Source organism: Streptomyces lonarensis (assembly GCF_012033735.1).
GTDB classification, from domain to species: domain Bacteria; phylum Actinomycetota; class Actinomycetes; order Streptomycetales; family Streptomycetaceae; genus Streptomyces; species Streptomyces lonarensis.
In genome coordinates, this window is the sequence record NZ_JAAVJD010000190.1 from 1 (window position 1) to 10,293 (window position 10,293).

Consider the following 10,293-nt stretch of genomic DNA (forward strand, 5'->3'; position numbering starts at 1 on the left):
CGCCCGCCGGGCTCGGCGCGCCGCGCTTCCCGGTCTCAGCCACGCCGGACACCGCCTTCCTGCACCGCCGCGGGCGCGAGCGCCGCGGCGGGGTCGTCGCCCTGCGGGGCGGAACGTGCGGCCCGTGCCGCCGCGGAGTCCGCGGGCACCAGCTCGATCGGGGAACCGCGCAGCGGCGCGCCGACCGACCCGGGGAGCGTCAGCCGGAACTGCGCGCCGCCGCCGGGCTCCCCCCAGGCGTCCAACCGGCCACCGTGCAGGTGGGCGTCCTCGGCGGCGATGGAGAGCCCCAGCCCCGTCCCGCCGGTGGTGCGGGCGCGGGCGGGGTCGGCCCGCCAGAACCGGTTGAAGACGCGCTCGGCCTCGCCCGGATGGAGACCGATGCCGTAGTCCCGCACCGCCACGGCGACGGCGTCGCCCTCGCCGGGCGAGGTGGCGAGCCGGACCACCACGTCCCTGCCCTCGCCGTGCTCGACGGCGTTGTCGACGAGGTTGCGCAGCACCCGCTCGATCCGGCGGGCGTCGACCTCCGCCACCACGGGGCTCTCCTCCCCCAGCACCACCAGCCGGCTCCCCTTGCGCTCGGCCAGCGGCTCGGCGCCCTCGACCACGCGCCGCACCACGGCCCGCAGGTCGGTGGACTCCGCCTCCAGCAGCGCCGCGCCGGCGTCGAACCGGCTGATCTCCAGCAGGTCGGCGAGCAGCGACTCGAAGCGGTCCAGCTGGTCGATGAGCAGTTCGGCGGAGCGCGCGGTGACGGCGTCGAACTCGTCCTTGGACTGGTGGATGATGTCGGCCGCCATCCGGACGGTCGTGAGCGGCGTGCGGAGTTCGTGGGAGACGTCGGAGACGAACCGCCGCTGCATCCGCGACAGCTCCTCCAGCTGGTGGATCTTGGTCTGCAGGTTGCGTGCCATCTTGTTGAAGGACTCGCCCAGCCGGGCGATGTCGTCCTCGCCGCTGACCTTCATCCGCTCCTGCAGCCGGCCGGCGGCCAGCCGCTCGGCGATCCGCGCCGCCATGCGCACGGGGGTCACCACCTGCCGGACCACCAGCCACGCGATGGCGCCGAGCAGCGCCACCAGGAAGACCCCGGCCGTGGCGATGGTGCCCTTGACCAGGGCCAGCGACTTCTCCTCCTGCGTGAACGGGAAGAGGTAGTAGAGCTGGTACTGGTTGCCGTGGTTGTCGTTGAGCCGCTTGCCGACGACGAGCGCGGCCTCGGAGGTGCCGTCCGGCCGGACCACGGTGCCGTACTGCCGCTGCGGCACCAGCTCCGCGTCGACGGCGGCCCGCAGCTCGGCGGAGATGCTCTCCTCCGGCCGCACGTCCCGGGAGGCGCGCGGCCCGCGCGGCGCTCCCGGCGCGCCCTCGCCGACGGTGGCGGCGGTGCGCCCGCTGGGGAGCGCGACCACCGAGTAGACGCCCTGCCCGCCGCTGGCGAGCTGCTGCACCATGCCGGTCAGCCAGACGCCCGGGTCCACGACCCGCCCGTCGAGCACGTCCTCGCCGGCGCCCGCCGCGTCCGCCGCGACGGCGAACCCGCCCTCGGCCTGGCTCTGCGCCGTCTGGCGCTTGGCGTCCAGCAGGCCGTTGCGGACCTGCCCGATGACGACGACACCCAGCACCAGCACCACAGCCAGCGACAGCAGCAGCGTCGAGGCGACGACACGGAGCTGGATGTTCCGCCGCCACAGCCGGGTCACCGGCAGCAGCGGCCCCCGGGCCAACCGCCCCACGATGCGCATGGCGGGCTGGGCCCGGCTGCCCGTGGCCCCTTCGGGCAGCAGCCGGGCGTTCCGCCAGGAGCGCCCCGGGGTCAGCGACACGTCAGCTGAATCCGGCCTTGTAGCCGACGCCGCGGACGGTCACCACGATCTCCGGACGCTCGGGGTCGCGCTCGATCTTGGACCGCAGCCGCTGCACGTGCACGTTGACCAGCCGGGTGTCCGCGGCGTGCCGGTACCCCCAGACCTGCTCCAGCAGCACCTCACGGGTGAAGACCTGCCAGGGCTTGCGCGCGAGGGCGACCAGCAGGTCGAACTCCAGCGGGGTCAGCGAGATCGGCGCGCCCGCGCGCTTCACGGAGTGGCCCGCCACGTCGATGACCAGGTCGCCGATGGCGAGCTGCTCGGGCGCCGGCTCCTCCGAGCGGCGCAACCGCGCACGGATGCGGGCGACCAGCTCCTTGGGCTTGAACGGCTTGACGACGTAGTCGTCGGCCCCGGACTCCAGGCCCACCACCACGTCCACGGTGTCGCTCTTGGCGGTCAGCATCACGATCGGGATGCCGGACTCGGCCCGGATCAGGCGGCAGACCTCGATGCCGTCACGCCCCGGGAGCATCAGGTCCAGCAGGACCAGGTCCGGCTTGACCTCCCTGAACGCGGCAAGGGCCTTGTCGCCGTCCGCCACGAACGACGGCTCGAAGCCCTCGCCGCGCAGCACGATCCCCAGCATCTCCGCCAGAGCGGTGTCGTCGTCGACGACGAGTACGCGTCCCTTCATGCCTTCATCATCCCATCAGCTTCCCGCAGCTCCGTCGCACGTGGACCGTCGTACCCCGCCGCGAGCCGCCGTACCTCCGACGGCGGTGCGACGCCGCCCTCGGTGACCAGCGCGGACACCAGGTCCGGCGGGGTGACGTCGAAGGCGGGGTTGTGCACGGCGACCCCCGCCGGGGCGTGGCGTCCGTCACCGCTCCCGGTGACCTCCTCCGCACCACGCTGCTCGATGGTGATGTCCGCGCCCCGGGCCGTGTCGAGGTCGACAGTACTGATCGGCGCCACCACGACGAACGGCACCCCGTGGTGGTGGGCGAGGACCGCGAGCGGGTAGCTGCCGACCTTGTTGGCGACCGATCCGTCGGCGCTGACGCGGTCCGCGCCGATGAGGACCGCGTCGACCGCGCCCGCGGCGAAGAGCGACCCGGCGGCGTTGTCGGCGAGCAGGGTGTGCGGCAGCCCCCACCGCGCCGCCTCCCAGGTGGTGAGCCGCGCGCCCTGGAGCAGCGGCCGTGTCTCGTCGATCCAGAGCCGCTCCAGCCGCCCGGCGGTGTGCGCGGCGCGGACCACGGCGAGCGCGGTGCCCTCGCCGCCGGAGACGAGGGCGCCGGTGTTGCAGTGGGTCAGCAGCCGCCAGCCCGCCTCCCGGGCGGGCAGCAGCCGGGTCAGCAGCTCCAGCCCGTGGCCGGCCATGGCGGTGCTGGCGCGTGCGTCCTCGGCGTGCAGTTCCCGCGCCGCGGCCAGCGCGGTACCCGTCGCGTCGCCCCCGGCCCGGCCGGCCGCGCGCCAGGCGGCCCGCGCCCGCTCCACGCCGTACCGCAGGTTCACCGCGGTGGGGCGCGCCTCGGCCAGTTCCGCGGCCGCCGCCTCGACATCGTCGCCCCGCGCGGCGGCCAGCGCCACCCCGTAGGCGCCGGCGACCCCCAGCACGGGTGCGCCCCGCACGGCGAGCTCCCGGATCGCCCGCACCAGCGCGGGCACGTCACGGCACCACCGTTCCTCCTCGTGCGCCGGGAGCCGCGTCTGGTCGAGGAGGACGACCGCGGGGCCGCCTCCCGGCTCGTCCGCCCACCGCAGTACCGCGGTCATGTCATCAGCCATTCGCACAGTGTGCCCGCAACCGGCCGCTCCGCGCGGGGGTCGGACGTCCTCGGTCCGGGGCCGTCGGCCGCGTCCCGCACCGGACGGCGCACGGGTGTGCGCGCCGCGGGCCGTGGGCAGGGGAACACGAGGGGTCACGTCCCTCGTCCCGCCGCCGTTCAGCGCGCCGGAGGGGGCGGGTGGGGCCAGGGGGGTCCACGAGGCGCGTGCCGCGAGTCGCTCCGTTCCACAGGCCGGCACCGCGGGCGCCCGCACCACGGTGCCCTGGCCACGGCGTGGCACGATGTAGGCCGAGGCTTGTGAAGGAGCGATGGATGAACGACCGCTGGACCCCGCCGGGCGAACCGGCACCGGGGGAGGGTCCCGACGAGAACGGTCAGGGTCAGGCCCGGGGCGAGCAGCACTCCCTGGACAAGCAGACCCCGCCACCGCAGGGCTGGGGCGGCGCCCAGGGCCCGCAGCAGGGCTGGAGCACACCGCCCGGCGGTGAGGCGCCCCACCACGGGGGTGAGCAGCACTGGAGTCAGGGCCCCGGCGGCTACGGCTGGAACAACGGCCCCCACGGCTGGCAGCAGCCGCAGGCGGCGAAGCCGGGTGTGATCCCGCTCCGCCCGCTGGGCGTCGGCGAGATCCTGGACGGCGCCGTCTCCACCGCCCGCGCGCACTGGCGGCCGGTGCTCGCCATCGCGCTCGGCATCGCGCTGCTCACCGAGGCCATGGGCATCATCGCGTCCCGCCTCTGGCTCAACAACGACGCCATGGCGGCGCTGGAGGCCAACGCCGAGCCGACGGACCAGGAGATCCTGGACGCGATGACCTCCGGCCTCTTCGCCGGCAGCGTCCTCGCCGTCACCGCCATGGTCGGCTCGGTGCTCGCCACGGCGATGCTCACCATCGTCGTCAGTCGCGCCGTCCTGGGCCAGAAGGTGACCGTCGGGGAGGCCTGGGCCGACTCGCGCGGCCGGCTGCTCCGCCTGTTCGGCCTGGTCGTCGCCGTCGGCCTCGCCACCGCGCTCCCCGTCATCGCCCTGGTGCTGATGACGGCCGCCACCGGCATGGGCCCGTTCATCGCCGTCGGCGTCATCGTCGGCCTGGTCCTCGCCGTCTGGGTCTGGGTCAGCCTGTCGCTGGCCGCGCCCGCGCTCATGCTGGAGCGGCAGGGCGTCTTCACCGCGATGCGCCGCTCGTGGCACCTGGTCACCGGCTCGTGGTGGCGGGTGTTCGGAATCCAGCTCCTCATCCTGCTCCTGCTGGTGGTCGTCACCTCGATCGTCCAGGTGCCCACGACCATGCTCGCGGCGCTCTTCACCGACTCCCCGGCCACCGTGGGCTTCAGCACCGAGTGGACCCCGCTGATCATCAACGGTGTCGGCGCGGTCCTCGGCTCGGTCATCGGCCTGCCGCTGACCGCCGGCGTCACCGCGCTGCTGTACATGGACCGCCGCATTCGGCGCGAGGCGCTGGACCTGGAGCTCGCCCGGGCCGCCGGCCTGGCCGACCCGGACACCCCGCCCACCGGTCCCGCGTACTGACGCGGGACCGGCGCCCAACCGGCGAACGACAGATGAGCGGGCAGCCCACCACGGGCCGCACGGCGAGAGGACGGTGAGGGGATGACCACGGCTGCCGCCGCGCTGCTCACCCTCCTCCCGCGTGCCACCCCCGTCGACACCGACCGGGAGGCGGCCCGGGAGGCCGCCCGAGACGAGCTCTCCCGGCAGATCTACGAGCAGCACCGCCCGGGCCTGATCCGGCAGGCGTTCGACTGGGTGTGGGAGCAGCTCGGCAAGCTGCTCGACTTCGCCGTCGCGCCCGGCGGCTGGATCGGCGTGCTGGTCCTCGTCGCCGTCGCCGTCGCCCTGCTGGTCGCCCTGCGGCTGCGCCTGGGACGGCTGCGGACGGGCGCGGCCGGCGCAGCCCGCCCCGACGTCTTCGGCGACACGGTGCGCAGCGCGGCGGAGTACCGTGCCGCCGCCGACGCCCACGCCGCCGCCGGCGCCTGGCGCGAGGCGGTACGGGACCGGATGCGCGCCCTGGTGCGGTCCCTGGAGGAGCGCACCTTGCTCGACCCGCGACCGGGCCGGACCGCCGACGAGGCCGCCACCGAGGCCGGTGCCGTGCTGCCCGAACTGGCCGACCGCGTCCGTGCCGCGGCCCGGCTCTTCGACGCGGTCACCTACGGCGACGCGCCCGCCGCCGAGGACGACCACCGACGCCTGCTGGAGCTCGACGAGACCGTGCGCCGTGCCCGCCCGCGCCTGACCGCGCCGCCCACGCCCCCGGACGCCGCGCCCTTCGCCGGAGCCCCGCGATGAGCGCCACCACGACCGCCGTCTCCCCGGACTCCCGCGCCCTGTGGCGCGGTGGCCGGGGGCCGCTGCTCGGCGTGGTCGTCGTACTGGTCGCGGGCGTGCTCCTCGCCGTGCTCCGCTCCGGCGACGGCGGCGCCCTGCGCCACGACTCCCCCACCCCGGCGGGGGCGCTCGCCCTGACCACGCTGCTGGCCGAGGAGGGCATCAGGACGACCCCCGTCGGGACGGCCGCGGAGGCCGGCCGGGCCCTCGGCCCGGACACCACGCTGCTGGTGGCCTTCCCCAACGCCGTGCCGCCGAGCCGACTGACGGACCTCCGGCGCGAGGCGGCACGCGCCGACGCCCGCCTGGTGCTCGTCTCCCCCGGCGAGGGGGCCGTGCACCGGATCGCCCCCGGCGTGGAACTCGCCGGGGAGGCCGAGGTGGACGAGCGGCAGCCGGGGTGCGCCGACCCGACGGCGCGCCGCGCCGGCGGCGCGACCCTCGGGGGTCGGGTCTTCGACCTCTCCGCCGTCGAAGGGGCCGCCGCCTGCTACGGCCAGGGCTCCCTCGGCACCCTCGCGGTGCTCGGGGCGACGGACGGCACCGACGGCACCCGCGCCGCCACCGTCCTGCTGGGCTCGCCCGAGTTCCTCACCAACGACGCGCTGGCCGACGACGGCAACGCCGCCCTGGCGATGGGGCTGCTCGGTGCGACCGAGAAGCTGCTCTGGTACGTGCCGGACGGTTCCGAACCCCCGCCGGAACAGGACGAGCAGAGCCTGCTGGACCTCACCGGCGACAACTGGCGGTGGGCCGCCGGCCAGCTGGTGGTCGCGGTGCTGTTCGCCGCGGTGTGGCGGATGCGCCGCCTCGGCCCTGCCGTGCCGGAACGCCTGCCGGTCCGCATCCGTGCGGCGGAGACCACCGAGGGCCGCGCCCGTCTCTACCACCGCGCGGGCGCCCGCGGCAGGGCGGCCGACGCGCTCCGCGAGTCCACCCGTGCCCGCCTCGCCCCCCTGGTGGGCGTGCGGCCGAGCGCCCCGGTCTCCGAGCTGGTCCGCGCCGTCGGTGACCGCACGGGCCGCCCCTCCGCCGAGGTCGAGGCGCTGCTGGCCGGGCCGGAACCGGCCGACGACCCGGCGCTGATCGCCCTCGCCGACGACCTGGACACGCTCCGGGAGCACGTGGCACAGCTCCCCGGCGCCGGTGCTCGGCCCTCCCCCGCGCCACCGTCGCAGCCCCCGGCCGACCCCGGCCGCCCGCCCGCCCCACCGAAGAAGGACACCCCGTGACGGAAGAGACCACCGCCACCCACCGCGCCGCGCTGGAGGCCGTCCGCGGCGAGATCGCCAAGGCCGTCGTCGGCCAGGACGCGGCGGTCGCCGGCCTGGTCGTCGCCCTGCTCTGCCGGGGCCACGTGCTGCTGGAGGGCGTGCCGGGCGTCGCGAAGACCCTGCTGGTGCGGGCGCTGGCCGCCTCGCTCGAACTCGACACCAAGCGCGTCCAGTTCACCCCCGACCTGATGCCCAGCGACGTCACGGGCTCGCTGGTGTACGACGCCCGCACCGCGCAGTTCTCCTTCCAGGAGGGCCCGGTCTTCACCAACCTGCTGCTGGCGGACGAGATCAACCGGACGCCGCCCAAGACCCAGGCCTCGCTGCTGGAGGCCATGGAGGAGCGGCAGGTCTCCGTCGACGGCACGGCACGGCCGCTGCCGGAACCGTTCCTGGTGGCCGCCACCCAGAACCCGGTCGAGTACGAGGGCACCTACCCGCTGCCCGAGGCCCAGTTGGACCGCTTCCTGCTGAAGCTCAACCTGCCGGTGCCCGAGCGGGAGCAGGAGATCACCGTGCTGCGGCGCCACGCCGACGGCTTCAACCCGGGGAACCTGGCCGCAGCGGGCATCAGCGCCGTCGCCGGACCGGGAGAACTGGCCGCCGCCCGGGAGGCCGTCGCGCGGATCACCGTCACCGACGAGGTCGCCGGCTACATCGTGGACATCTGCCGGGCGACCCGTGAGTCGCCCTCGCTCGCGATGGGGGCCTCCCCCCGCGGTGCGACGGCGCTGCTCTCGACCTCCCGCGCCTGGGCCTGGCTGTCCGGTCGGGAGTTCGTCACGCCGGACGACGTGAAGGCGCTGGCGCTGCCGACGCTCCGCCACCGGCTCCGGCTCCGCCCCGAGGCCGAGATGGAGGGCGTGGGCACCGACAGCGTACTGAACGGCATCCTGGCCCGCGTCGCGGTCCCCCGCTGAGCCGCCGCCATGGCTCTCTCCGGACGCGCGGCCCTCGTCGCCGCACTCGGCGCGGTCGTCGCATGGCTGGTGCCCGGGTGGCAGGGCATCGCGCTGGTGACCGTGCCGCTGCTGCTCGTCGTCCTGCTGGACGTCGCACTGGCGGCCCCGGTCCGGTCGCTGCGGCTTCAGCGGTCGGGCGCCACCACCGTCCGGCAGGGCGACGAGGCGCACGTCGACCTGACGATCACCAACCCCTCGAACCGTTCGCTCCGCGCCGAGGTCCGGGACGCCTGGCCGCCCAGCAGCTGGGCGCCAGGCACCTCCTACGACGGCTCACGGCAGTCGCTGACGGTCCCGCCCGGTGAGCGCCGTCGGCTGACGACGGTGCTGGCCCCCACCCGCCGCGGTGAGCGGCGGGCCGAGGTCGTCGCGATCCGCTCCCACGGCCCGCTGGGGTTCGCCGCACGCCAGGGACGCCACCGCGTGCCGTGGTCGGTGCAGGTCCTGCCGCCGTTCGCGGCCCGGAAGCACCTGCCCGCCAAGCTGGCGCGGCTGCGGGAGCTGGACGGCCGCACCTCGGTGCTGATCCGCGGTGAGGGAACCGAGTTCGACAGCCTGCGCCCCTACGTCGCCGGGGACGACGTCCGATCCATCGACTGGCGGGCGACGGCGCGCCAGTCGGAGGTGACCATCCGCACCTGGCGGCCCGAGCGCGACCGGCATCTGCTGCTGGTGCTCGACACGGGCCGCACCGCCGCCGGCCGGGTCGGCGACGTGCCGCGGCTCGACGCGTCGATGGACGCGGCACTGCTGCTCACGGCGCTGGCCTCCCGCGCCGGCGACCGGGTCGACCTGGTGGCGCACGACCGCACCACCCGCGTCTCGGTGCAGGGCCACAGCGGGCGCGACGTCCTGCCGGCGGTGACCCGTGCGCTGACGCCGCTCGAACCGCGACTGGTGGAGACCGACCCCCGGTCGCTGGTCGCCGCGGCGCTGGCGGCGGCGCCCCGCCGTTCCCTGGTGGTGCTCTTCACCTCCCTGGACAGCGGCGTCCTGGAGGAGGGCCTGCTGCCGGTGCTGCCCCGGCTGGTGCAGCGCCACACCGTCGTCGTGGCCTCGGTGGCGGACCCCGGGATCGAGGAGATGACCGCGGGGCGGGGTACCGTCACCGCCGTCTACGGGGCGGCTGCGGCCGCCCGGCTCACCGCGGAGCGGCACCGCGCCGCGGAGCTGCTGCGCCGTCTCGGGGTGACCGTGGTGGACGCCGCCCCGGACCGGCTGCCGCCCTCCCTCGCGGACGCCTACCTGTCGTTGAAGGCCGCGGGCAAGCTCTGACGCCGCCGCCCCGGGGCGGCCGCTCGGCGGGGCTGCCCCGGAGGCGGAGCGGCCCCGCCGAGCGGCCGCGCGGGGATCGACGGCCGCGTCAGCGCTTCGCGTACCGCGGCGCGCGGAACGGCCACTCCTCGGCGAGCCAGCTCAGTACCGCCTCGTACAGCGGCAGGTCGAGCTCGGCTCGCTCGACGCGCACCCACGACCGCACGGCGGCGTCGTGGTCCGCGTCGGCCGCGTCCGCCGGATACACGTAGACGCAGCCCAGCACGTCACCGTCGTCGGTGTCGCCGGCGTCGGGCTGCAGCACCGTGTAGGTGAAGCCGACACGCTGCTCGAAGTCGTCGGCGTGCTGCCGCAGGTCGACGAGGTTCTGATCGGCGGTCATGCCCTCGGTCGGCCAGTCACGGCCGGCGAAGCCGGGCGTCGCCCGAATGTGCTCGATGCTGCCGGACCAGGCGACCAGGTCGGCCTGGTTGTGCTCGGGACCCAGCGGTTCCAGCCTGAAGCGGTCCGTCATCAGCGTCCGGGGGACGTCGAAGTCGTCAGGGACGAAGGGCTGTTCAGGGTCGTTCGGGGTGGTGCTGTCGGAAGCCATCCGCCGAGCGTAACCGAGCCGCGGTCGGGGGCGCGGTAGCCGTGGCGAACCGCAGCCCGGCGGTCCCGCCTCCTGCCGGCCGGTTCGGGCGGCAGGCACGGGGAGAAGAAAAACCCGCCCGAGAACGCAGAAAAGGGCCCCACCGGAACCGGAGTTCCAGTGAGACCCTCTCCCACACAATTTGTTCGGCGGCGACCTACTCTCCCACACGGTCCCCCATGCAGTACCATC

9 protein-coding genes are annotated in these 10,293 nt (G+C 75.5%); 5 read left to right on the forward strand and 4 right to left on the reverse strand.

All coding sequences use genetic code 11. The annotated features are described in order from the left end of the window. Nucleotides 1–35: 35 nt before the first annotated feature. The 3 genes from mtrB to mtnA form a co-directional block, all read right to left on the reverse strand. A complete protein-coding gene (mtrB, locus tag HCN56_RS19545) occupies nucleotides 36–1,748 on the reverse strand; it encodes an MtrAB system histidine kinase MtrB (protein ID WP_167972982.1) in 1,713 nt (570 codons plus the stop codon). A gap of 82 nt (nucleotides 1,749–1,830) precedes the next feature. Further along, a complete protein-coding gene (gene mtrA / locus HCN56_RS19550; RefSeq protein ID WP_167932701.1) occupies nucleotides 1,831–2,508 on the reverse strand; it encodes a two-component system response regulator MtrA in 678 nt (225 codons plus the stop codon). Next, the gene (mtnA, locus tag HCN56_RS19555; RefSeq protein ID WP_167972969.1) at nucleotides 2,505–3,605 is read right to left on the reverse strand and encodes an S-methyl-5-thioribose-1-phosphate isomerase; all 1,101 of its coding nucleotides are present in this window, start codon (nucleotides 3,603–3,605) and stop codon (nucleotides 2,505–2,507) included. Before mtnA ends, mtrA begins: the two co-directional genes overlap by 4 nt. Before the next feature lie 314 nt (nucleotides 3,606–3,919). Between mtnA and HCN56_RS19560 the strand changes: the two genes are divergently transcribed. The 5 genes from HCN56_RS19560 to HCN56_RS19580 all read left to right on the forward strand — a co-directional run bounded on the left by HCN56_RS19560 (nucleotide 3,920) and on the right by HCN56_RS19580 (nucleotide 9,470). After that, a complete protein-coding gene (locus HCN56_RS19560; RefSeq protein WP_167972971.1) occupies nucleotides 3,920–5,137 on the forward strand; it encodes a DUF7544 domain-containing protein in 1,218 nt (405 codons plus the stop codon). Between the two features lie 81 nt (nucleotides 5,138–5,218). Continuing rightward, nucleotides 5,219–5,920, forward strand: coding sequence for a DUF4129 domain-containing protein (locus HCN56_RS27050; RefSeq protein ID WP_167972973.1), 702 nt, complete (start codon nucleotides 5,219–5,221; stop codon nucleotides 5,918–5,920). Then, nucleotides 5,917–7,191, forward strand: a complete 1,275-nt coding sequence (locus HCN56_RS19570; protein ID WP_167972975.1) for a DUF4350 domain-containing protein — start codon at nucleotides 5,917–5,919, stop codon at nucleotides 7,189–7,191. The genes HCN56_RS27050 and HCN56_RS19570 overlap by 4 nt, the downstream gene beginning before the upstream one ends. Further along, complete coding sequence (locus tag HCN56_RS19575) at nucleotides 7,188–8,153, forward strand: AAA family ATPase (RefSeq protein ID WP_167972977.1); 966 nt, start codon at nucleotides 7,188–7,190, stop codon at nucleotides 8,151–8,153. Before HCN56_RS19570 ends, HCN56_RS19575 begins: the two co-directional genes overlap by 4 nt. Before the next feature lie 9 nt (nucleotides 8,154–8,162). Next, nucleotides 8,163–9,470, forward strand: coding sequence for a DUF58 domain-containing protein (locus HCN56_RS19580; RefSeq protein ID WP_167972979.1), 1,308 nt, complete (start codon nucleotides 8,163–8,165; stop codon nucleotides 9,468–9,470). 88 nt (nucleotides 9,471–9,558) lie between these two features. Here the strand turns inward: HCN56_RS19580 and HCN56_RS19585 are convergent, their stop codons facing one another. Next, nucleotides 9,559–10,062 (reverse strand): N-acetyltransferase, encoded by a 504-nt coding sequence (locus tag HCN56_RS19585; protein WP_167972981.1) that lies wholly within the window; start codon nucleotides 10,060–10,062, stop codon nucleotides 9,559–9,561. Nucleotides 10,063–10,293: the final 231 nt, after the last annotated feature.

What these genes read in the sequence shown, in the direction of transcription:
- mtrB (WP_167972982.1), bottom strand. Translation starts at nt 1,748, where the DNA reads ATGCGCATCGTGGGGCGGTTGGCCCGGGGGCCGCTGCTGCCGGTGACC.
- mtrA (WP_167932701.1), bottom strand. Translation starts at nt 2,508, where the DNA reads ATGAAGGGACGCGTACTCGTCGTCGACGACGACACCGCTCTGGCGGAG.
- mtnA (WP_167972969.1), bottom strand. Translation starts at nt 3,605, where the DNA reads ATGGCTGATGACATGACCGCGGTACTGCGGTGGGCGGACGAGCCGGGA.
- HCN56_RS19560 (WP_167972971.1), top strand. Translation starts at nt 3,920, where the DNA reads ATGAACGACCGCTGGACCCCGCCGGGCGAACCGGCACCGGGGGAGGGT.
- HCN56_RS27050 (WP_167972973.1), top strand. Translation starts at nt 5,219, where the DNA reads ATGACCACGGCTGCCGCCGCGCTGCTCACCCTCCTCCCGCGTGCCACC.
- HCN56_RS19570 (WP_167972975.1), top strand. Translation starts at nt 5,917, where the DNA reads ATGAGCGCCACCACGACCGCCGTCTCCCCGGACTCCCGCGCCCTGTGG.
- HCN56_RS19580 (WP_167972979.1), top strand. Translation starts at nt 8,163, where the DNA reads ATGGCTCTCTCCGGACGCGCGGCCCTCGTCGCCGCACTCGGCGCGGTC.
- HCN56_RS19585 (WP_167972981.1), bottom strand. Translation starts at nt 10,062, where the DNA reads ATGGCTTCCGACAGCACCACCCCGAACGACCCTGAACAGCCCTTCGTC.